22 protein-coding genes and 1 riboswitch are annotated in these 21,814 nt (G+C 27.1%); of the genes, 21 read left to right on the top strand and 1 reads right to left on the bottom strand.

The features are described from left to right. Nucleotides 1-113: 113 nt before the first annotated feature. Complete coding sequence (locus AAT22_RS07145) at nucleotides 114-872, top strand: DeoR/GlpR family DNA-binding transcription regulator (RefSeq protein WP_242849797.1); 759 nt, start codon at nucleotides 114-116, stop codon at nucleotides 870-872. 19 nt (nucleotides 873-891) lie between these two features. Further along, complete coding sequence (locus AAT22_RS07150; protein ID WP_047000717.1) at nucleotides 892-1,677, top strand: Cof-type HAD-IIB family hydrolase; 786 nt, start codon at nucleotides 892-894, stop codon at nucleotides 1,675-1,677. Nucleotides 1,678-1,923: 246 nt separating this feature from the next. Here the strand turns inward: AAT22_RS07150 and AAT22_RS07155 are convergent, their stop codons facing one another. Then, nucleotides 1,924-3,714, bottom strand: coding sequence for an alpha-amylase family glycosyl hydrolase (locus tag AAT22_RS07155; protein ID WP_047000718.1), 1,791 nt, complete (start codon nucleotides 3,712-3,714; stop codon nucleotides 1,924-1,926). Between the two features lie 340 nt (nucleotides 3,715-4,054). Here AAT22_RS07155 and AAT22_RS07160 point away from each other — a divergent pair, with 340 nt between their 5' ends. The 19 genes from AAT22_RS07160 (at nucleotide 4,055) to AAT22_RS07250 (ending at nucleotide 21,473) form a co-directional block, all read left to right on the top strand. Next, the gene (locus tag AAT22_RS07160) at nucleotides 4,055-4,738 is read left to right on the top strand and encodes a pseudouridine synthase (RefSeq protein ID WP_047000719.1); all 684 of its coding nucleotides are present in this window, start codon (nucleotides 4,055-4,057) and stop codon (nucleotides 4,736-4,738) included. A 189-nt stretch (nucleotides 4,739-4,927) separates the two neighbouring features. Next, nucleotides 4,928-5,407, top strand: a complete 480-nt coding sequence (locus AAT22_RS07165; protein ID WP_047000720.1) for a hypothetical protein — start codon at nucleotides 4,928-4,930, stop codon at nucleotides 5,405-5,407. Nucleotides 5,408-5,558: 151 nt separating this feature from the next. Continuing rightward, on the top strand, nucleotides 5,559-6,665 hold the full coding sequence (gene cobT, locus AAT22_RS07170) for a nicotinate-nucleotide--dimethylbenzimidazole phosphoribosyltransferase (protein ID WP_047000721.1): 1,107 nt from the start codon (nucleotides 5,559-5,561) through the stop codon (nucleotides 6,663-6,665). Between the two features lie 16 nt (nucleotides 6,666-6,681). After that, nucleotides 6,682-7,233: a bifunctional adenosylcobinamide kinase/adenosylcobinamide-phosphate guanylyltransferase gene (locus tag AAT22_RS07175; protein ID WP_040436451.1), complete on the top strand. Its 552-nt coding sequence runs from the start codon at nucleotides 6,682-6,684 to the stop codon at nucleotides 7,231-7,233. Beyond that, nucleotides 7,230-7,985: an adenosylcobinamide-GDP ribazoletransferase gene (locus AAT22_RS07180; protein ID WP_047000722.1), complete on the top strand. Its 756-nt coding sequence runs from the start codon at nucleotides 7,230-7,232 to the stop codon at nucleotides 7,983-7,985. The genes AAT22_RS07175 and AAT22_RS07180 overlap by 4 nt, the downstream gene beginning before the upstream one ends. A gap of 207 nt (nucleotides 7,986-8,192) precedes the next feature. Then, complete coding sequence (locus AAT22_RS07185) at nucleotides 8,193-8,585, top strand: bifunctional adenosylcobinamide kinase/adenosylcobinamide-phosphate guanylyltransferase (RefSeq protein WP_047000723.1); 393 nt, start codon at nucleotides 8,193-8,195, stop codon at nucleotides 8,583-8,585. Beyond that, the gene (locus tag AAT22_RS07190; RefSeq protein ID WP_047000738.1) at nucleotides 8,578-9,180 is read left to right on the top strand and encodes a phosphoglycerate mutase family protein; all 603 of its coding nucleotides are present in this window, start codon (nucleotides 8,578-8,580) and stop codon (nucleotides 9,178-9,180) included. The genes AAT22_RS07185 and AAT22_RS07190 overlap by 8 nt, the downstream gene beginning before the upstream one ends. Before the next feature lie 41 nt (nucleotides 9,181-9,221). Beyond that, nucleotides 9,222-10,169 carry a cobalamin biosynthesis protein gene (locus AAT22_RS07195; protein WP_047000724.1) on the top strand — a complete coding sequence of 316 codons (948 nt, stop codon included), beginning with the start codon at nucleotides 9,222-9,224 and terminating at the stop codon, nucleotides 10,167-10,169. Next, the gene (gene cobD / locus AAT22_RS07200; RefSeq protein WP_047000725.1) at nucleotides 10,166-11,239 is read left to right on the top strand and encodes a threonine-phosphate decarboxylase CobD; all 1,074 of its coding nucleotides are present in this window, start codon (nucleotides 10,166-10,168) and stop codon (nucleotides 11,237-11,239) included. The genes AAT22_RS07195 and cobD overlap by 4 nt, the downstream gene beginning before the upstream one ends. A 123-nt stretch (nucleotides 11,240-11,362) precedes the next feature. Next, a riboswitch (cobalamin riboswitch) is annotated at nucleotides 11,363-11,541 on the top strand. Nucleotides 11,542-11,750: 209 nt separating this feature from the next. Beyond that, nucleotides 11,751-12,668, top strand: coding sequence for an ABC transporter substrate-binding protein (locus tag AAT22_RS07205; protein WP_047000726.1), 918 nt, complete (start codon nucleotides 11,751-11,753; stop codon nucleotides 12,666-12,668). Next, the gene (locus AAT22_RS07210) at nucleotides 12,655-13,689 is read left to right on the top strand and encodes an iron ABC transporter permease (RefSeq protein WP_047000727.1); all 1,035 of its coding nucleotides are present in this window, start codon (nucleotides 12,655-12,657) and stop codon (nucleotides 13,687-13,689) included. The genes AAT22_RS07205 and AAT22_RS07210 overlap by 14 nt, the downstream gene beginning before the upstream one ends. An 11-nt stretch (nucleotides 13,690-13,700) precedes the next feature. Continuing rightward, nucleotides 13,701-14,456 carry an ABC transporter ATP-binding protein gene (locus AAT22_RS07215; RefSeq protein ID WP_047000728.1) on the top strand — a complete coding sequence of 252 codons (756 nt, stop codon included), beginning with the start codon at nucleotides 13,701-13,703 and terminating at the stop codon, nucleotides 14,454-14,456. A gap of 15 nt (nucleotides 14,457-14,471) precedes the next feature. Then, entirely contained in the window at nucleotides 14,472-15,137 is a 666-nt protein-coding gene (locus AAT22_RS07220) for a diphthine--ammonia ligase (protein WP_047000729.1), read from the top strand. Continuing rightward, the gene (locus AAT22_RS07225; RefSeq protein WP_047000730.1) at nucleotides 15,130-16,617 is read left to right on the top strand and encodes a cobyric acid synthase; all 1,488 of its coding nucleotides are present in this window, start codon (nucleotides 15,130-15,132) and stop codon (nucleotides 16,615-16,617) included. The genes AAT22_RS07220 and AAT22_RS07225 overlap by 8 nt, the downstream gene beginning before the upstream one ends. Before the next feature lie 195 nt (nucleotides 16,618-16,812). Beyond that, nucleotides 16,813-17,520: a phosphatase PAP2 family protein gene (locus AAT22_RS07230; protein ID WP_047000731.1), complete on the top strand. Its 708-nt coding sequence runs from the start codon at nucleotides 16,813-16,815 to the stop codon at nucleotides 17,518-17,520. Between the two features lie 303 nt (nucleotides 17,521-17,823). Continuing rightward, a complete protein-coding gene (locus AAT22_RS07235) occupies nucleotides 17,824-18,759 on the top strand; it encodes an iron chelate uptake ABC transporter family permease subunit (RefSeq protein ID WP_047000732.1) in 936 nt (311 codons plus the stop codon). Beyond that, on the top strand, nucleotides 18,759-19,712 hold the full coding sequence (locus tag AAT22_RS07240) for an iron chelate uptake ABC transporter family permease subunit (protein WP_047000733.1): 954 nt from the start codon (nucleotides 18,759-18,761) through the stop codon (nucleotides 19,710-19,712). Before AAT22_RS07235 ends, AAT22_RS07240 begins: the two co-directional genes overlap by 1 nt. Beyond that, a complete protein-coding gene (locus tag AAT22_RS07245; protein ID WP_047000734.1) occupies nucleotides 19,709-20,464 on the top strand; it encodes an ATP-binding cassette domain-containing protein in 756 nt (251 codons plus the stop codon). The genes AAT22_RS07240 and AAT22_RS07245 overlap by 4 nt, the downstream gene beginning before the upstream one ends. 55 nt (nucleotides 20,465-20,519) lie before the next feature. Then, on the top strand, nucleotides 20,520-21,473 hold the full coding sequence (locus AAT22_RS07250) for an ABC transporter substrate-binding protein (protein ID WP_047000735.1): 954 nt from the start codon (nucleotides 20,520-20,522) through the stop codon (nucleotides 21,471-21,473). Nucleotides 21,474-21,814: the final 341 nt, after the last annotated feature.

Here is a 21,814-nt window from a genome sequence, read left to right on the forward strand (position 1 = left end):
AGAAAGATTATTGTCTAATGTTTTTAGTTATTTAATATTGAAAAATAATAATAAATGATATAAAATAATAATAAACAATAACAAACAATAAAGAGGCGGTGATTCAATTGTTTATGGAAGAAAGATTAGAAGATATATTAGAAATGATTAAAAAAGATGGTAAGGTAAGGGTAAAAGAACTAAGTGAAAAATTTAAGGTTTCTGAAGATATGATTCGTAAGGATCTAAGCAAGTTAGAAAAAGAAGGCAACATAAAAAGAACATATGGGGGAGCAATTCTAGAGAGAAAAATAATTCATAATGATAATACTACTTCAAGGATTATAAGTAATATTGAAGAAAAAGAAAAAATAGCAAAATTAGTTATGGATGAAATACAAGAAAATGATGTTATATTTATGGATATTTCAAGCACTAACTATACTATTGCAACTATGATGACTGGATTTAAAAAAAATATAACATTGATAACAAATATGAATAGAATAGCTATGGAATTTGATTCAATGCCAAATATTGATATAATACAGTTAGGTGGAATTTATAATAAAAAAATAGGCGGAACTATGGGGGCTTTTACTGTAGAAGAAATTAAAAAATTTAAAATAGATAAAGCTTTTATTGGTGTAGGTGGAATTAATATAGAAGATAATTTTGTTAGTAATTTTAATTTAGATGAAGTAAGTACAAAGGAAGCAATTATAAAGATGAGTAAGAAGAAGTATCTAATTACTATTAATGAAAAATTTTATAGTGATGGATCATATAAATTCTGTGAATTGGATGACATTGATTATATAATTACAGATAAAAGACCAGAAGAAGATATAATTGACGGCTTAGCAAAGCATAATGTAAAAGTGATATATTAAAATAGGAGTGATAAATCAGATGATAAAATTTATAGCATCAGATATGGATGGAACTTTATTAAACGAAAAAAATGAAATAAATAAGGAATTTTTTGATATTTTTCATAAGCTTATTGAGAAAGATATAATATTTGCAGCTGCAAGTGGAAGACAGTATTACAATTTACTTAAGAGATTTGATAAAGTAAAAGATAATATGATGTTTATAGCTGAAAATGGAACCTTTGTAGTATATAAGGGTGAAGAAATTATAGTAAATTCATTAGATAAAGATGTAGCAGTTGATCTTATAAAGATCGGTAGAACTATAGAAAATTCATATGTAATAGTATGTGGTAAAAAATCAGCTTATATAGAAAGTAGAGAAGAAAGATTAGTAAAGGAAACAAAGAAGTATTATGAAAGATATGAAATAATTGAAGATTTGACCAAGGTTGAGGATGATATACTTAAAGTAACTATATGCGATTTTTCGGGCTCTGAATTTAATAGTGACAAATACTATAATGAATATAAAGACAAGCTTCAAGTTACTGTTTCAGGAGAAATTTGGCTTGATATAACAGCTAAAGGAGTTAATAAAGGAGTTGCTATAAATAAAATTCAGGACATGTTAAATATAAATCACAAAGAAACAATGGTATTTGGAGATTATCTTAATGATTTAGAAATGATGGGAAGTGCCTACTATAGCTTTGCTATGGAAAATGCCCATGATGATTTAAAAAGGGTATCAAGGTTTATTGCAAAAAGCAATAATGATAATGGAGTAGTAGAAGCAATAAAAGAAGTTGTAGGTCTATAATTTTTTCTTTTAGTTTTTCAATGGACATATGTAAGCTAGCGTTGACTTGGAATGAAGTGACAAAATAAGTCAATTTACATATGTCCACTTTTTATACAAATTTTAATTAAATAAACACATAAATTTCAAAATATATAGTTTAATACATATTATAGCTTTAAAGTAATATTATTAAGTTTAAATATTAATAATTGTTCTCTCATCCCTGCCACCTGACATCTGTTACCTAATCCTTGTTCCCTAATATCACTTATCCACTTTTTCCAGTAATACAACACCATTAATATCCGCGTTAACAGTAATTTTATTATCCTTAACAGTGTACTTCTTTCCAGTATAAAAATCTCTTATAGATGTAGAATTCTCCCATATAGATGATACATTTATAGTTGTTTCACCAGAAAGGTTAGTAGCAATTATAACTTTATCATTAATAGTATTCTTAGTATAAGTTCTACTAAATATATAAGGAGAGTCTTGTAATTTTTTATGAGTACCAGCTCCTATTGAAATATGGTTAGATCTAAATTGTCCAAGCTTTTGCCAGTGAGATAAAACTGTTTGATCTAAGGTGTCCCAATTCATATCAGATCTTGAAGGTTGATCTTTAGCAGTAGTTATAGTATTAGTTGAAGCTTTACGGTTAGATTCATCACCATAATAAATTTCTATGCCTCCTGGAGATAATATAAGTTTTGTACCTAAATTTATCATATTACCTCTAGTTAATCCAGTATCATGTGAGGATATATAACTTAAAATATTAAATGAAGGATCAGAATTTATTTTATCATCATATTCAGAATAAATTTCTTCAAGAGAATCTAGGCTATCACCTTTTGGAAACTTAAAGTTTATTATAGAGTCAAAGCCATTAGCGTAGTATTCATTTTTTTCAATTCCTTGTCCAAAAACTTCACCTGTCATCCAAAAGTCATCAATCCATTTAGCACCAGGCTTGTTTGGATTATTTTCTCTCCAAGTTTTTAAAGCTTTATTTGATTCTTCTTTTAATTCTTGCCATCTATACATATCTATATGTTTTGCAGTATCACATCTAAAACCATCAATTCCAAATTCTTCTACCCAAGCTGATAACCACTTTATTATATACTCTGAAGGAGCTATATCTAAATTTTCTCTATATTTTTCAGCAGAAGGAATTATCCATTTATTATTTTTTTCTATAGAGTCTTTTTTCCATTTTGTTTTAAGTATTGGTGGAATATCTACAGGATTTGTGGATTCTGTTTTTATATCTGGTAATCCAGAAAGATTCATGTTGATATCATTTGTACCACCAGGAGTATATCCAGGTAATCCGGCTCTTATCCAATCAGGACCCCACCACTTAGCCCATTCTTCCTTATGACCAGAATAATCTACTATAGTTTTATTATAAGTATCAAAATTTTCAGTTTCACTAGGAGTCCAACTAGAAATATCAACTGTATCATTTTTTGTTGGAGAAAAATCATAATCAGACATATCTTTTAAGGTAGAAAATCCAGTATGATTCATTACTACATCCAACACAACTCTTATTCCATTTGAATGAGCTAAGTCAACAAATTCTCTCATTTCTTGGACAGTCCCCATATTCTTATCTATTGAAGTCCAATCCAAAGCATAGTACCCATGATAACCATAATGAGCAAAGGAACCATTAGAGTCTCCAGATATAAAACCATGTATTTGTTCTACAGGTGATGTAATCCAAATTGCATTAATTCCTAAATCACTAAAATAACCTTCTTTTAGTTTTTTAGTTAAACCCTTAATATCTCCACCATGAAAAGTTCCAACAGTAGATCCTTTAGAATCGACCCCAACCCTTCCATAGGAATTATTATTAGATTTATTGCCATCATAAAATCTATCAGTCATCACAAAATAAAGACTAACATTATCCCATGAGAAAGCTTTGTTTTCCAAATCCTTGTTTTTTTGTTTAAAATAATTAAAAGAAATTATTATAGCAAATAAAGCTAAAATTATGGATATTGATAAATAAATTACTTTTTTCTTCTTCTTCATAGTATCCTCCTTAAGAAGTTTCTTAAGATGAATTTAACACAGTTCATTTATGACAACAATTACAAATAGTACGAAGAAAATATATTTGGACTGAAATACAAAAATACAATTTTATTTCAGTTCACAGTCACAATTCATAGCTATTTTTTCAGGTAAAAGGAGTAGTATGAAACTTGTTTCCAGAAATCTGATACCTGCTACTCCTAACACCTGGTACCTGACACCTGTTACTTGTTCCCTGTTTCCTGCTTATAATAGGTAATAGAGAACTGTCTCTTGTGAAATGTGAACTATTAAGTATATAATATAAAAATCAGAAATAGAAAGGATAATTTGCATCGTGAGGATAAATAAATTACTAAGTAATTATGGATATTGTTCAAGAAAAGAAGTAAATAGGTGGATTGAAGATAAAAGGATAATTGTTAACGGAAGGTTATGTGAACAAGGTCAATGGGTAGAGGAGAGCGATGATATATTATTAGATGGAGAAAGAGTAAATCCGAAAGAAAAGGTATATATAGCATTAAATAAGCCACCAGGCGTAGTTTGTACTTCAGCAAATGATATCGAAAATAATATAATTGATTTTTTAAATTACAAGGATTATATTTTTCCTGTTGGAAGATTAGATAAAGACTCCCAAGGACTGATTTTAATGACAAATGATGGTGAATTAGCAAATAAAATATTATTTTCAGATAGTTATCATGAAAAAGAATATATTGTTACAGTAGATAGAGGCTTTGATGATGAGTTTATTGAAAGAATGTCTAGTGGAGTTGAGATATTGGGAACAATAACTAGGCCATGTAAATTAAATAGAATAGATAAAAATATATTTAGTATTATTTTAACTCAAGGTTTAAATAGACAAATTAGGCGGATGACTAAGGCTTTTGGATATAATGTTATTAAGCTAGAAAGGATACGAATTATTAATATAACATCTGAGGATATAGAAGTAGGTCATTGGAGAATAATAGAGAAAAGTGAAGTAGAAGAATTGATTGAAATGATTTAGTTAATGATAAATTTTATAAAATTAAATAAAAAAATAAAATCTAGGACTTTAGTCCTATTTTTTTATGACTATTTTTGATGAAAATAGGACTTTAAAATTATAATAAAAAGTATAAAAATATAAGTATAGGGTATTTTGTAATAATTTAGGGATTTTATTGGGGCTTTATAAAAATTAAAGGAGGCTTATATGGATTGTATTAGTATAGATGATATTCTATCCACTACAGTGTTGTATGAAGGGTTTTTTAATTATAATGAATTCTTTAAAATTTCCAAAGAGAGCGTAAAAAGATTTTTATCAATAACTAATAAGTATAAAGATAATTGCATGAATTCGGACTTAGAGAAGAAGGAAATATATTTAGAAGATAGTAATGGACATTTTTCAAGAGAATTTATATATAAGTTTAATGATTATGTGAAAATTAATAAGATAAAATATTCATCATTTAATAGAGAACTTATTTATTATGAAATTTATGAAATATTAGATTATCAAAAGGATATAGAAAGATTAATATTATTTGGATCATATATAGGGAAAGATAAAGATTTTATAGAAATATTTTTAAATGGAGTAAAGGTTAAAAATATAAAAATAAAACTTGTAAATAAAAGAAATATCTGGCCAAGTCCTTCAGAAATAATATTTGAAAAGTATCAATAATAAAGTTTATAAAAGTAAATTTTAAATAATAATTCACGGATTAATTATATTAAGCTGTGGATTTTTTGTTGTTTATAAAAATATACTTTATTGACTTTTATTATGCATGTACTATATTATAACAAAAAGAAGTAGAATAAGAGGTAAGGGCATGAGTTATATAGAAGAAGTAAATAATGTAATAAGGAATATAAAAGAAACAAACCATAAAGCTAAAGAAGAGGCCAAAAAAAGAGTTGATTTTTTAGCAAAACCATTAGGGAGTTTAGGAAAACTTGAAGATATTTCAATCAAGCTTGCAGGAATAACAGGAAATATAAAAAATAGAATAGATAAAAAATGTATAATGATTTTTTCATCAGATAATGGTGTAGTAGAGGAAGGCGTAGCATCATCTCCACAATATGTTACATTAGCACAAACAATAAATTTTTCTAAGGGCCTTACTGGAGTTGCAGTTTTGGCAAAAGAGAATAATACAGATTTGATTGTTGTAGATATTGGAGTTAATTGTGAGGGAGAGATTCCAGGAGCACTTAATAAGAAGATAAGAAAAGGGACAAATAATATAGCTAAGGGACCTGCCATGAGCTATGAAGAAGCTTTAAAGGCTATTTATATTGGAATTGACTTAGTACGAGATGTTAAGGAAAAGGGATATGACATCTTAGGGGTTGGAGAAATGGGAATAGGAAATACTACTACTAGTAGTGCAGTATTAGCTTCCTTAGTTCAATGTAAAATAGATGATGTTGTTGGTAAGGGGGCTGGCCTTACAGATGAAGCCTTTATAAATAAGAAGAAGGTAATAAAAAGAGCAATAGAAATAAATAGTCCTAATATAGAAGATCCAATAGATGTAATTGCAAAGGTTGGAGGCTTTGATTTAGCAGGAATGGTAGGTGTTTACTTAGGAGCAGCTTATTATAAGCTTCCTGTTGTAATAGATGGCTTTATATCAGTAGTTGCAGCCTTAGTAGCAACTAAATTATGTGATAGTGTTAAAGATTATTTAATTCCATCTCATATGTCAAAGGAAATAGGATATAACATTGCTATAAATAATATGGGACTTGAGCCAATGCTAAATTTAGATATGAGACTAGGGGAAGGCAGTGGATGTCCAATTGCTTTTTCAGTAATTAATTATGCTTGTGCTATGATGAATAATATGGCTACCTTTGAAGAGGCAGAAATAGATCCAAGCTATTTGGATAAGATTAAAGATAAGAAAAATTATATTGTTAATAAAGATTAGAAAAGGCTGGGTTAAAATGATAATTTTATTAGTTGGTGGTTCTAAAAGTGGAAAATCAATAGCAGCTCAAAAGTATTCTAAGTTAATTGAAAATAAAGAGGGAGCGTTATATTATCTTGCAACTATGAAGGCTTCTGATTTAGAGGATATGAAGAGAATAGAAAATCATTTATTAGAAAGAAAAGGATGGGGCTTTATAACTATTGAAAAAGATAAGGACTTAAAAGACATAGTAGATAATCTATCTAAAAAAGATACAATTTTATTAGATAGTATTACATCCCTAGTTACTAATGAAATGTTTGATAATGGAAGTTTTATTATAAATGTAAGTGATAAGATAATTAAAGAAATAAGGCTTATAAGTGAAAAGATAGAAAACTTAATAATAGTCACTGATTATTTATTTAGTGATGGAATTATTTATGATAATTATACTGAAAGCTTTAGAAGGGAAATGGGGAAACTTAATATAAATTTAGCAAGTATTGCTGATATTGTTATTGAGTATTCCTTTAATAATGAAATTATACATAAGGGTAGAAAGGAAATAATGAAGTTAAGATGAAGAATTTAATTAACGGTTTTATAATGGCTTTAAGTATGTTTACAATACTGCCAATGCCATATAAAGTTTGGAAGGATGAAAGTGTTAGACACATGATGAAGCTTTATCCTTTAGTTGGGCTAATAGTTGGATTTATTAATTATTTTATATATAGAATTGCAGATTATTCTAATCTTTCTACAATTTTAATTTCTGCAATTACTATGGTAGCACCTTTTATTATTACAGGCATGCTACATTTAGATGGATTTATGGATGTATCTGATGCATTACTATCTAGAAGAGATCAAAAAGAAAAGATAAGAATACTTAAGGACCCTAATACAGGAGCCTTTGCAGTTATTTCTTTAGCTATTTTATTTATTATTGATTTTGCAGCAATTTATACTTTAGTAGAAAATAAGGTGAATGTCATTGGAATTATAATTATACCTATAATATCAAGAGCTTTAATGGCACTGATGCTAATAAAAAAAGAATCTATGAAAGAAAGTTCTTTAGGTTCTTACTTTAAAAAAGATACTGGGAAATTAGATATAATAATTTTATATTTAATTTTATTAATATCTTGTACTTCTTTTGTTTTAATATTTAATTTAAAAGCTATATTAGTGCCTGTATTTATGATAATTTCTGCTATAGTATCAGTAAATAAAAGCACTAAAGAACTTGGAGGAATGTCAGGAGATAGTGCTGGATATGGACTAGTAATTGCAGAAGTTGTAGGAATTATGTGTTTGGCAATAATATAAATAAATTGCGAAGCAATTTATATAGTTCACAGCGCACAGTTCACAGTTCACAGTTTTTGGAATAAAGTAACAGGGAACAGGTTATGATATAAATTGCAAAGCAATTTATAAATGAAAGAATGAAAAAATTAAAACAACTGTGCACTGTGCCTTGTGAACTGTGAACTGAAAAATGCTTCGCATTTTATTACAAAGGGGTGTTTAAATTTGATTCTTATATTTGGTGGGGCTTATAGTGGAAAATTGAGTTTTGTTAAAGAAAAGTTCGGTATTTTAGATGAAGAAGTACTAACATTAGATAATATAGATAATTTAGAAATAGATTTTTCAAAAAAAGTAATAAATAATTTTCATATGTTCACATATAAAATGTCTTTAGAAAATAAAGATCCATTGCAATATATTTTAGAGAATAAAGACTTATTTAAAGAAAAAATAATAATAAGTGATGATATTTGTCAGGGAATAGTTCCTTTAAAAAAAGAAGATAGATTATGGAGAGAAAATACAGGAAAATGTCTTCAATACTTAAGCCAAAATTCAAAAAAAGTATATAGAATTTTTTGTGGAATACCAATGGTGATTAAAGATGATGAGTAACATAAATATTTATTTAATACGTCATGGAAAGACTATGGCTAATGAAAAGAAATTATACTGTGGTAAAACAGATTTATCCTTAAGTGATAAAGGATTAGAAGAACTAAAATTTCTAAAGAAAAGTATTGAGTATCCAATATGTGAAGAATATTATACTAGTGGTGCTAAAAGAGCCAATGAAACCTTTGAAGCCCTATATGAAAGTAACGAGTTTAAAGAGTTAAAGGGTTTTTTTGAATATGACTTTGGAGATTTCGAAATGAAATCCTATGATGATTTAAAGCAAGACAAAAGATATATTGATTGGATAATAGATAAATCTGGAGAAGTAAAATGTCCTAACGGTGAAAGTAAGCATAATTATAAAAAAAGAATAAAAGATGAGTTTATAGACTTTATCAATAATATAAATAATAAAAAAATTAATTCGGCTTTATTAGTTTCACATGGAGGAACAATAGGTACAATATTAGAAGAGTTCTATGATAATAGTAAAAATTTTTATGAATGGCAGCCAAGCTATGTAAGAGGATATAATATCCAAGTAGAAATATTAAATTCAGAGTTTAAAATATTAAATGTTACTGAGATATAAAATGATTATAGATAATTAGTAAAATTGGGAGAGATAAACATATGAAAGAATTAACTTTAGGCTATTTATTAGACCTAATAATAGGAGATCCACAAAATCCAATTCATCCTATAAGATTAATAGGAAACTTATGTAAAGGAATAGAAAATTATTTTAGAAAAAAACTAAGTAAGTCCCTTAAGATGGCAGGATTATCAACTTGGATATCTGTTGTTTTAGTTGTTTTTGTATTTAGTAACTTAATCTTAAGGTTTAGCTATAATTTTAATTATATACTTGGAGTGATAATAAGTGGAATTATTATATATTTTTGTATAGCAACAAAGTCATTAAAGGTTGAAGCTTTAAAGGTAGTAAAAGCCTTAAAGGATAATAATATTGAAGAAGCAAGACATAGATTATCTTATATTGTTGGAAGAGACACTAAAAACTTAAATGAAGAGGAAATTTTAAGAGCAGTAGTTGAAACAATAGCAGAGAATATTTCTGATGGGGTTGTAGCACCAATTTTTTATGCTGGGCTATTTGGAGCCCCTTTTGCTTTAGTATATAAAGCAGTAAACACTATGGATTCAATGTTTGGATATAAAAATGATAAATATTATGAATTTGGATATTTTCCAGCTAAATTTGATGATATATTTAATTATATACCAGCTAGGATTACAGGATATTTAATAGTTATAGCAGCTTTTATATTAAAAGTGGATTATAAAAATTCTTATAAGATATATAAGAGAGATAGATATAACCATAGTAGTCCTAATAGTGCACATCCAGAATCGGCGGTAGCAGGTGCTTTGGGGCTAAAATTAGGAGGAGCTAATTATTATTTTGGTAAATTAGTAGAAAAACCAACTATAGGTGATGAAATAAAGAAGATAGAAGTTAAAGATGTAAATAAAACTAGTAATATTTTATATATGGTTTCTTTCTTAAGTTATTTAATTGCTATACTTTTATCTTTAATGGGGGAGATTTTAATATGAGTAAAGTAGTTCATGGTGGAAATATAGATGAATTATCAAGAAAATATAATTTAAATAAAGATAATTTAATAGATTTTTCAGCTAATATAAATCCAATGGGAGTACATAAAAATATAAAAAAGGCAATTATAGAGGGCTTAGATAATATTGAAAGATATCCAGATATAACCTATTATGATTTAAAGCTAGCAATAAGTAAATTTGAGATTATAGATATTAATAACTTAACCTTAGGCAATGGAGCGGCAGAGGTTATATTTAATTTAGTTAGAGCTTTAAAACCTAAAAAGGTGCTTATTCCAGCTCCAACTTTTGGAGAGTATGAAGAAGCAGTTTTAAGCATAAATGGAAATATAGAATACTATTATTTAAGAGAAAGTAATAATTGGAATATAAGTGAAGATATATTAAAGTATATAAATAATGATATAGATATTATATTTATATGTAATCCTAACAACCCAACAGGAAATTTAACCAATAAAGATTTGATAGAAAGAATTGCAGAAAGAGCCTTAAAATTTAATTCTATAATTGTAGTAGATGAATCATTTTTAGATTTTGTAGAAGACAATGATGATTATACTGCAGTATCTTTATTAAATAAGTATAGAAATATATTTATTATAAAATCTATGACCAAGTTTTTTGCTATACCAGGAATTAGGATGGGATATGGCATCTCTAAGAATAAAGATTTACTAGAAGAAATAGATAAAGCATGTGTTCCGTGGAATATTAACATAATGGCAGAAAAGGCTTCAATTGCAGCTTTATTAGAAGAAGAATATATAAAAAATACTATAGATTATGTACAAAGTGAAAAAAACTTCTTATTCCAAGAACTAATAAAGATAAAAAATATAAAAGTTTTCGAACCAAATGTAAATTTTATAATGTTTAAAACATTAAAAGAAATAGATTTAAAGAGAATTATGTTAAAAGAAAGTATTATTATAAGAAGTTGTAGTAATTATAATGGATTAAATAATAATTATTATAGAATTGCAGTAAGAACTAGAAAAGAAAATGAAAAACTTATTAATTCATTAAAAAAAATAATGAATTAATGTATTTAATCTTTAATTTTATAGGTCTATTTTATAGCATAATAAAAGGTTATATTATAAATTACAGCATATATTTTAATTGACATATTATATCATTAATAATATAATTCTATTTGAATTTATACTATATTAAATATTTAGGGTGCTTTTTAAGCTTAATAGGGAATTAGGTATCATTCCTAAGCTACCCCAGTAACCGTGAAATGGACGAAATCTATTAATACCACTGCAAAAAAATGCGGGAAGGTTAGAAAGTAGGATGAAGTAAAGCCGGGAGACCTGCCTTTTATATAAAGATTATTATCTTCTGAGGGTGAGATAGTAAAAATACTATTATAGTTTTAAATTATTTTTAATAGATAATACAAGCTATTTTCTATTATTTAATAATTTTAAATTATGAAATATGTATTTTAGGCATACTCTTAGTATGTCTTTTTATTTTATAGAAAGATTAATTAAGTATCATTCTATAAAATAAGCCCTAATAAAAAATTAGGAGGAAAGTATTATGAAAAAAGGAAGTAAAATTCTTTCGTTAGTTTTTGCAATGTTATTTTCATTAGCAATATTTGCTGGTTGTGCAGAAACTACAAAAACTATGACAGACAGAGAGGGAAATGAATTCACTCTACCAAAGAAAGTAGAAAAAATTATATCAACTGCACCATCAAATACAGAGGTATTAGTTGATTTAGGACTTGCAGATAAACTAGTTGCAGTGGATAAATATTCAGCAGATGTAGAAGGAATAAATAAAGATCTACCTAAAATAGATTTTAGAAATCCAGATGCAGAAACTATAATATCATTACAACCAGATATAATTATTGCATCAGGACATAATAAGGTTGGAGATAATGATCCATTTCAATTGGTAAAGGATGCAGGAATAACAGTTGTATATATACCAAGTAGCTATAGCATTGATGGGATATATGGAGATATAGAATTTATAGCACAAATAACAAAAGCAGATAAAAAAAGCAAAGAAATTATTGATAATATGAAAAAAGAAGTTGAGTCTATAAAGGCTATTGGAGATAAGATAACAAATAAAAAGAAAGTTTATTTTGAGATAGGTTCTGGTTCTATGTTAAGTAGTTTTGGTAAAGAGACTTTCTTAAATGAAATGATTGAAATAGTTGGAGCAGAAAACATATTTTCAAATGAAAAATCATGGATATCACCATCTGCAGAAGCTATTATATCTGCTAATCCAGATGTTATATTAACTAGTATGCCAGATATAAATGGAGTAAAGGCAGTTGATGATATAAAAAGCCGTGATGGATGGGGTAGTATAACAGCCATAAAGGAAGGCCAAGTTTATAGTATAGATGGTAACTCATCATCAAGACCATCACAAAATATAATTAAGGCTTTAAAAGAAATGGCAAAGGCTATTTATCCAAATGAATATAAATAAATATAATAAAAATAAAGTATTGATGATATTATCAATACCACTAGTTATTTTAATAATTTGTATTGGAACTTCCATTGGAAGTTCCAATATTAGTATTATGGATATTATTTCAATAATACTTCACAAATTATTTAATGTAAGATTATTAGAAGGTATTGAAGTAAAGGATGTTTCAATAATTTGGAGTATTAGACTGCCAAGGGTATTATTAGCATTTACTGTTGGAGGAGCTCTTGCAGCAAGTGGAGCTGTAGTGCAATCAGTTTTAAAAAATCCATTAGCATCCCCCTATACTTTAGGAGTATCATCAGGAGCATCTTTAGGAGTAGGTCTTTTAATAGTTTCGGGAATATCTATCCCATTCCTTGGAAACTTTTCATTACCTCTAGTAGGCTTTATAAGTAGTTTATTAACAATGATAATAGTATTAGTATTTGCAAGTAAGGTAGATAAGGAATTGTCTAATAGCACAATAATATTGTCAGGAATGGTTTTTTCTTTATTTTTTAATGCAGCATTAACAACAATAACAGCTTTATTTACTAGTAAAATAGAAGCTATAACTATGTGGCAAATGGGATCATTTTCTATGAGAGGATGGAGCTATATTAAAGCGGGATTCCCTTTTTTTATAATAGGAATAATTGGAGTAATGATATTTGCAAAAGAAATGGATGTATTAACCTTTGGAGAGGAACAAGCTAAATCTATTGGCGTTGAAGCAGAGAGGGTTAAAAAGTATCTTTTCTTGTTCGTAGCAATATTAACAGGAGCAGCAGTTTCAATAAGTGGGACTATAGGTTTTGTTGATTTAATTGCTCCGCATATAGTAAGAAAAATATTTGGATCAAAGCATTCATGTGTTATTCCTATGTCAGTTGTATTTGGTGGCTGTCTTATGGTAATTACTGATTTAATTGCAAGAACTATAATAGTTCCATCAGAGCTTCCAGTGGGTGCAGTAACAGCAATAATAGGTGCTCCATTTTTTGCTTATTTATATTTTAAAAAATCAAAGTAGGTGATTTTAATATGTTAGAAGTCAAAAATGTTTGTTGTGGTTATGACGGAATAGATATTGTAAAGCAAGTTAGTTTTAGCATAAATAGAGGTGAAAACTTATGTATAGTTGGCCCTAATGGATGTGGCAAAAGTACTTTATTAAAAGCTATATCTAGTCTTATTGATTTTCATGGGGAAATCAAATTAGATGGGAAAAATATAAATACGTTAAAACGAAAAGATCTTGCAACTAAGATTGCGTTAATGACACAAAGCTCTAATATACAATTTCCATATACAATTTATGAAACAGTTTCATTAGGAAGATATTCTCATTTAAAAAGAATTTTTTCTAGATTAACTAAAAAAGATGAATTAATTATAAATGAAAGCTTAAAAATGGTTGGAATATTAGATATAAAAAATAAACTTATAAGTGAATTATCAGGAGGGCAACTTCAAAGAGTATTTTTAGCAAGAGCTTTTGCACAAGATCCAGAAGTTATACTTTTAGATGAGCCAACAAATCACTTGGACTTAAGATATCAAATTGAAATATTAGATTATCTTAAAAATTGGGCTAAAGAAAAAAATAAAATTGTTGTAGCTGTATTACATGATTTAAACTTAGTTCAAAATTTTGGAGATAGAGTTTTAATGTTAAATGATGGAATTATAAAAGGTCATGGAAATACAAAGGAAGTTTTAAATAACAATGATTTAGAAGAAGTTTACGGAATAGATATAAAATCTTTTATGGTAAGAACCTTGGAAAAATGGAGATAAAGGGAGGAGTTTATAATGAAGAAAAAATTTGTTATGTCATATAGTTGTGGAAAAGATAGCACATTATCCTTGTATAGAATGATAAGAAAAGGTAATAAGCCAGTTGCCTTACTCATTACAGTAGATAAAAAAGTTTTAAGGTCATGGTTTCATGGAGTACCAAATGATTTATTAAATGAGGTGTCAAAATCACTTGATATTCCTCTTTTACTAGTGAACTGTGAGGGCGAGGACTATGCAGAGGCTTTTAAAAAAGCACTATATAAAGCTAAAAATGAATTAGGAGCAGAAGGTTGTGTATTTGGCGATATAGATTTAGATGCACATAGAACATGGTGTACAGATAGATGTAATGAAGTTGAAATGGAAGCAATATTCCCATTGTGGCTTGAAGATAGGGAAAAATTAACTTATGAGTTCATAGATACTGGTTTTAAAACCGTTATTAAAAATGTTAGATTAGATGCATTATCAACTGACTTTCTAGGAAAAGAATTAACTCATAAATTAGTTAAGGATATAATAAAAACAGGTTCAGATGCATGTGGCGAAAATGGAGAGTATCATACCTTTGTGTTTGATGGACCATTATTTAAATATCCAATAAGATTTAAAGAAAATGGAATAATTACAAATGAAACTCATGGTTTTTTAGATATAGCAGGTGTTATTAATGAGTAAAAGTGTAATGTTATTGGGTACAGCTTCATCAGTTGGAAAAAGTACATTAGCAGCAGCATTTTGTAGGTATTTTAAAAATAAAGCTTTAAAAGTTGCTCCTTTTAAAGCTTTAAATATTTCATTAAACTCATATGTAACAAAAGATGGTTTAGAAATGGGAAGGGCACAAGTTGTTCAAGCAGAAGCTTGTGAAATAGAGCCAGAGGCATGGATGAATCCAGTACTTTTAAAACCAAGTGGAAATATGACGACTCAGGTTATAGTTAATGGGAAAGTAAAATGTAATATTGAATCATATAAATATAAGGAATTAAATAAGGAATTAAAAGAAATAGTTAAAGAAACCTTTTATAAGATTTCTAAAGAATATGACGTAATTGTACTTGAAGGATCTGGAAGTTGTGCGGAGATAAACTTAAAGGATAGCGATATTGCGAATATGTCAATGGCTAGAGATAGTGATTCACCTGTAATATTAGTTGCTGATATAGATAGAGGTGGAGTATTTGCATCAGTGGTAGGAACTATAATGCTTTTAGATGAAGAAGATAGAAGGCGTGTTAAAGGTGTAATTATAAATAAATTTAGAGGGAAAATAGATTTATTTAAGCCAGCCATGAGGCAATTAGAAGATATTATAAAAATACCAGTACTAGGTGTTATGCCATATTTTCAATTAGATATAGAAGATGAAGATAGCGTAACAGAAAGGTTAAACAATAGGGATATAAAAAAACTTGATATAGTAGTTATCAAACTTCCATACATGTCAAATTTTACGGATTTCAATGCTTTAGCAAGATTAAATGGAGTATCGATACGATATGTAGATAATAGAAGAGATATAGGTAATCCCCATTTATTGATTATACCAGGAAGTAAAAATACTATAGAGGATTTAAGAGAAATAAAGAAAAATGGTATTTTTAACGAAATAGTAAATTTGAAAAACAAGGGAACATTAATTTTTGGAATATGTGGTGGTTATCAGATGTTAGGAAATCTTATCGAGGATAAGCTTGGGATAGAAGGAAAAGAAACATTTGAAAATGGGTTTGGATTTTTAAATATAAAAACAATATTTAATAGGGATAAAATAACGAAACAGTCGAAAGGAAAAATAATTTCCAATAAAATTCCAGAATTTAATGATATAAAAGTAGCTGGTTATGAAATTCATAATGGAATTAGTAATTTGGATGAAAATGCAATTCCATTTATTAAATTAAATAATGGTGAAATAGCAGGTACTACAAATGAGGAGTCTACAGTTTTCGGAACTTATATTCATGGAATATTTGATGATAGCAAATTTGTTAATATATTTATAAAATATTTATTAAAAGTAAATAAAATTGAAGATATAGATCAAGATAAATTAAGTTATAAGCAATATAAAATGAAGCAATTTGATGAGCTTTCTAAAATATTACAAAGTAATATAGACATGAAAAAAGTAGAAGAAATATTAAAAATATAACTTAATAAAAATAAGTTAACTAAAGAAACTCCAATGGAGTTTTTTATTTTGGCTTGAAATCTTATAAAATTCTTAATATTACTTTATAAAATGCACAATATAAGTTAATTATTGTAAAATAGGAAGTAAGAGATAAAATTAAATTTAATAACATATTTTATATTAAGGCAGTAAACTAATGGGGAGGGGTAGAAAATGAAGGAATTATCTAAAAAAATTATATTAAAGTATAATTTAAATGAATTGAAATGGCTAGATTTAATATGGTTTGCATTATTTCCATTAATGAATATAAACTATGTTATAGCTGGCTCAATTGCAAAAGATGGAAAAGATTTTAGCTTAACATTAGATAAACAGATACCATTTATCTCAATGTTTATTTTCCCTTATATATATTGGTATATTTATATTTTTATAGGACTAATATTTATTTTATTAAAAGATCGTAGAAAATATATAAGAGCTTTATTTACAGTATATATAGGTATGTGCGTATGTTATTTAGTTTATTATTTATTTCCTGTTGAGATAGTAAGGCCAACAATAATAAATAGTAGCATATCAAATAAATTGGTTAATATTATTTATGAAAATGACAGACCATTTAATTGTTTTCCATCTATACATGTATTAAATACCTATATAGTTATGAGATATACAATGAAAAATGATAACAAGGCATGGTTTTACTATACACAATTAGTAGGTGTACTGATAATTCTATCAACATTATTTATAAAGCAGCATTTTATTTTAGATGGAATAGCAGCAATAGTATTAGCAGAAGTTGTAATTGCCATAGCTAAAAAAATAGAGGACAAGCACCTAGATAATATTTTATTATTACCATATAAACTAATTGATAAAATAAAGAACAAAAATGATATACCAATAAATTAATTTGAATAAATTTTTTCTAAACGTAATCTTTATAAATAGATAATAGGAAAAGTTATGCGGTATGAGATTTATATTAAATATAACTCATGCCGCATTTTATATTGTAAAAAGCTTCTCCTATAGGTAAAGAAATGTTTACATTTCTTTATTTAATAATAATATCCTCTTCACTTAAATATAAGAAATGTTACGTAATTTATAAAAGTATAGATAAATTATCCAAAAGTATATTGACAATGATAATCTATATCAACTATAATAAAAATCAATTGATATATATTATCAAATGATGGGAGTGAGAAGATGACTAAAAAATCATTATTGATTATTACATTTATTCTATCGGTAGTATCTATATTTATTGGAGTATCGGATATAAATATAATTAACATGGGGACTGAAGAAATAGAGGTTCTTATGATAAGTAGATTACCTCGTTTGATTAGTATATTAGTTGCAGGCGTGGGTATGAGTATAAGCGGTGTAATAATGCAACAAATTAGTAATAATAAATTTATTTCACCAACAACAGCAGCAACAGTTGATTCAGCTAAGCTTGGAGTTTTATTTTCTATAATAATATTTTCATCTGCTAATATATTTCAAAAGATGATCTTGTCTTTTATATTTTCGGTAGTAGGAACTTTTATGTTTATGACTATATTAAAGAAGATAAAGATAAAGAATGTAATTTTTATTCCACTTGTTGGTATTATGCTGGGGAATGTAATAGGCTCAATAACAGATTTCTTTGCTTATAAGTATAACTTAACACAAAGTATGGGAGCTTTTTTACAAGGAAATTTTTCAACGGTATTAAAAGGGAACTATGAAATATTATATTTAAGCATACCATTGATGATAATAGCTTTTTCCTACGTACATAAATTTACCTTAGCAGGTATGGGAGAAGAGATGTCAGTAAGTCTTGGACTAAATTATAAAAGAGTTACTAATATTGGAGTTATAATAGTTGCTTTAATTTCATCATTAGTTGTAATAACGGTAGGTAGTATACCTTTTGTAGGATTGATAATACCCAATATAGTTTCTATATGGAAAGGGGACAATCTTAAAACTAATATGCCGATTGTTGCTTTACTAGGAGGAAGTTTTGTATTAGCTTGTGACATTATAAGTAGATTAATAATTGCACCATATGAAGTACCTATAGATTTAACTGTAGGAGTTATTGGAGCTGTAATATTCCTTTATTTAATATTTAGGAGGAATAAATAATGAAAAATAATAAAAAACAAATAATTATAATGTCAATAATTGCAATAACCTTTTTAATATTATTTGTAGTGTGGGGGTTAAATGCAAGAAATTATAGATTTAATCTATCTCTTAGAATTCCAAAGGTATTAGGCATTTTAATAGCTGGAGGAACTATTTCAGTAGCATCGTTATTATTTCAAACAATAACCAATAATAGAATTATAACGCCAAGTATTATAGGCTTAGATGCTTTATATAATTTAGTACAAACTGTAGTAATTTTTGTATTTGGATCTACATCAGTATTCATGGTTAATAAAACAGTAAACTTTTTAGCTTCAGGCACCTTAATGGTAATTTTAGCAATGATATTATTTAAAGTAGTTCTTAAAAGTGGAAGAAATAATATATTCTTTTTATTGCTAGTAGGAACTGTTGTTGGGACATTATTTAGAAGTTTATCATCTTTTATGCAGGTATTAATTGATCCGAATGAATTTGATGCACTTCAAACGAAACTATTTGCTTCATTTAGTTTAGTAAATACAAAAATAATATTTATTTCAGTTGTGATATTAGTAATAATGGCAATTACTTTATATAAAGATTTTAATAAGCTAGATGTAATGTCGTTAGGTAGAGAGCAAGCTATAAACTTAGGTATTGATTATGATAAATTTAGCAAAAAGATATTAGTATTTGTTGCTATACTAGTTTCACTATCAACAGCATTAGTTGGTCCAATAACATTTTTAGGAATAATAGTTGTTAATTTAACTTATGAGATAACTAAAACTTACAAACATTCAGTTCTTCTTATAGTTGGAACACTTATAAGTATAATAGCTTTAGTTGGTGGTCAATTCTTTGTTGAGAGAGTATTTAATTTCAATACGACTATAAGTATAATAATAAATTTTATTGGTGGAATTTATTTTATAAATCTATTATTAAGGGAGAGTAAGCTATGATAGAAGTAAGAAATATTAACAAGAGTTATGGAAATAAAAAAGTTCTAGAAGATGTTTCTTTTAAAATAGAGGAAGGAAAAATAACTTCCTTTATAGGACCAAATGGTGCAGGTAAAAGTACTATTTTGTCTATAATATCAAGACTTATGGAGTCTGATTCAGGAGAAGTTATTATAGATGGTAAAGAAATAAAATCGTGGGACTCTAAAGAGTTATCAAAAAAATTATCAATATTAAAGCAAAGTAATAATTTAAATATAAGACTGACAATTAGAGAACTTGTTTCATTCGGAAGATTCCCGTATTGTGAAGGCAAATTAAAAGAAGATGATGAAAGGCTTGTTGATGAAGCTTTAAATTATATGAAACTTATAGATATTCAAGATAAGTATCTTGATGAATTAAGTGGTGGGCAAAGACAAAGAGCGTATATTGCAATGATAATTGCTCAAGATACAGACTATATACTTTTAGATGAACCACTAAATAATTTAGATATGAAGCATTCAGCTGAAATGATGAAGCTTTTAAGAGAAATGGTTAATGATTTAGGAAAAACTATAATAATAGTTATTCATGATATAAATTTTGCATCCTGTTATTCAGATACAATAGTAGCATTAAAGGATGGAAAATTAGTAAATCATACTATAACAGAAGAAATGATAACAGAAGATAGTTTAAGTTGTCTTTATGATATGAATTTCAATATTAGAGAAGTAAATAATCAAAAGATATGTATATATTTCTAAAAAAATTACAGTATAAAATAAAATTTATATAAAACAAAAAACGGAGGTAAATGTAATGAAAAAGAGACTTGCAGCCATATTAAGTATGGTTATGTTATTATTAGTAGGAGTAGTAGGTTGTACTTCAGGAGATAAATCAACTAAAGATTCAGCAAAAGAAGAAAAGAAAACAGTAGTTGTTACAGATCAAAAGGGCGAAGTAGAAGTACCTGTTAATCCTAAAAATGTTGTAGTTTTAGACTATGGTTCATTAGATATAATGACTAAGTTAGAGGTTGAACCAGTGGCATTACCAAAAGGTTCTCTTCCAGCATACTTAGATAAATATAAAGATGATAAATATGTAGATTTAGGTTCATTAAAAGAATTTGATTTAGAAAAAATCAATGAAGTTGCACCAGACTTAATTATAATAGAGGGAAGACAAGAGTCTTATTATGAAGACTTAAAGAAAATTGCTCCAGTATTATACTTAGGTACAGCTAACAGTGACATATTTGCTTCAGCAGAGAACAATGCTAAAGTATTAGGAAAAGTATTTGCTAAAGAAGAAGGCGTTACAACTGAATTAGGAAATATAAATAAGAGATTAGAAGCGGTAAGTGCTAAAGTTAAAGAAAATAATTCAACAGCTTTAATGACAATGTTCAATGAAGGTTCATTATCTGTATATGGTACAGGTTCAAGATATGATATGGTTTATAGTAAGTTTGGATTTACTCCAGCCGATACACAAATAGAGGCTTCAAATCATGGACAAAATATTTCATTCGAATATTTAAAAGAAAAGAATCCAGATTACTTATTTGTTTTAGATAGAGGTGCAATAACTGGAACTCAAGCATCTGTGAAAGAAGCTGTGGAAAATGAATTAATGAAGACAACAAAGGCTTATAAAGATGGGCACATAGTATATGTTAATCCACAAGCTTGGTATGTTGGTGGAAGTGGAATAATGGCTATAGATACTATTATTTCTGATGTTGAAGCAGCATTGGGAATAAAATAGAATTTAAATTAATAGTAAAAATAAATTGGAATTATTATATACTAAGAACTCCTCATTGGATTTTTCCTGTGAGGAGTTCTTCTATTGAAAACTGTATTAATGATAAATTATCAATATATTAGATGATTTATCATTAAAATAATAATTATAAAAAGTTTTTTTAAAAAAATAAAAAAAATAATTTTTAATATTTACAATGGATAATTATTATTATATAATAATAAACATCAAGAGGATTTAAAATAATTTAAAAAGTAAATTATTGAAAATAAATTCATAATAAAATAATGTGGAAATTAGGAGGAGTTTAGATTATGAAGAAATTTGTTTGTACAGTATGT

It is taken from the genome of Clostridium sp. C8 (assembly GCF_001010885.1).
GTDB classification, from domain to species: domain Bacteria; phylum Bacillota; class Clostridia; order Clostridiales; family Clostridiaceae; genus Clostridium; species Clostridium sartagoforme.

Coding starts and splice junctions, on each gene's coding strand:
- AAT22_RS07190 (WP_047000738.1), top strand. CDS start 8,578: ATGAGTAACATAAATATTTATTTAATACGTCATGGAAAGACTATGGCT.
- AAT22_RS07250 (WP_047000735.1), top strand. CDS start 20,520: ATGAAAAAGAGACTTGCAGCCATATTAAGTATGGTTATGTTATTATTA.
- AAT22_RS07220 (WP_047000729.1), top strand. CDS start 14,472: ATGAAGAAAAAATTTGTTATGTCATATAGTTGTGGAAAAGATAGCACA.
- AAT22_RS07215 (WP_047000728.1), top strand. CDS start 13,701: ATGTTAGAAGTCAAAAATGTTTGTTGTGGTTATGACGGAATAGATATT.
- AAT22_RS07150 (WP_047000717.1), top strand. CDS start 892: ATGATAAAATTTATAGCATCAGATATGGATGGAACTTTATTAAACGAA.
- AAT22_RS07165 (WP_047000720.1), top strand. CDS start 4,928: ATGGATTGTATTAGTATAGATGATATTCTATCCACTACAGTGTTGTAT.
- AAT22_RS07195 (WP_047000724.1), top strand. CDS start 9,222: ATGAAAGAATTAACTTTAGGCTATTTATTAGACCTAATAATAGGAGAT.
- AAT22_RS07180 (WP_047000722.1), top strand. CDS start 7,230: ATGAAGAATTTAATTAACGGTTTTATAATGGCTTTAAGTATGTTTACA.
- cobT (WP_047000721.1), top strand. CDS start 5,559: ATGAGTTATATAGAAGAAGTAAATAATGTAATAAGGAATATAAAAGAA.
- AAT22_RS07235 (WP_047000732.1), top strand. CDS start 17,824: ATGACTAAAAAATCATTATTGATTATTACATTTATTCTATCGGTAGTA.
- cobD (WP_047000725.1), top strand. CDS start 10,166: ATGAGTAAAGTAGTTCATGGTGGAAATATAGATGAATTATCAAGAAAA.
- AAT22_RS07245 (WP_047000734.1), top strand. CDS start 19,709: ATGATAGAAGTAAGAAATATTAACAAGAGTTATGGAAATAAAAAAGTT.
- AAT22_RS07225 (WP_047000730.1), top strand. CDS start 15,130: ATGAGTAAAAGTGTAATGTTATTGGGTACAGCTTCATCAGTTGGAAAA.
- AAT22_RS07155 (WP_047000718.1), bottom strand. CDS start 3,714: ATGAAGAAGAAGAAAAAAGTAATTTATTTATCAATATCCATAATTTTA.
- AAT22_RS07240 (WP_047000733.1), top strand. CDS start 18,759: ATGAAAAATAATAAAAAACAAATAATTATAATGTCAATAATTGCAATA.
- AAT22_RS07205 (WP_047000726.1), top strand. CDS start 11,751: ATGAAAAAAGGAAGTAAAATTCTTTCGTTAGTTTTTGCAATGTTATTT.
- AAT22_RS07145 (WP_242849797.1), top strand. CDS start 114: ATGGAAGAAAGATTAGAAGATATATTAGAAATGATTAAAAAAGATGGT.
- AAT22_RS07210 (WP_047000727.1), top strand. CDS start 12,655: ATGAATATAAATAAATATAATAAAAATAAAGTATTGATGATATTATCA.
- AAT22_RS07175 (WP_040436451.1), top strand. CDS start 6,682: ATGATAATTTTATTAGTTGGTGGTTCTAAAAGTGGAAAATCAATAGCA.
- AAT22_RS07230 (WP_047000731.1), top strand. CDS start 16,813: ATGAAGGAATTATCTAAAAAAATTATATTAAAGTATAATTTAAATGAA.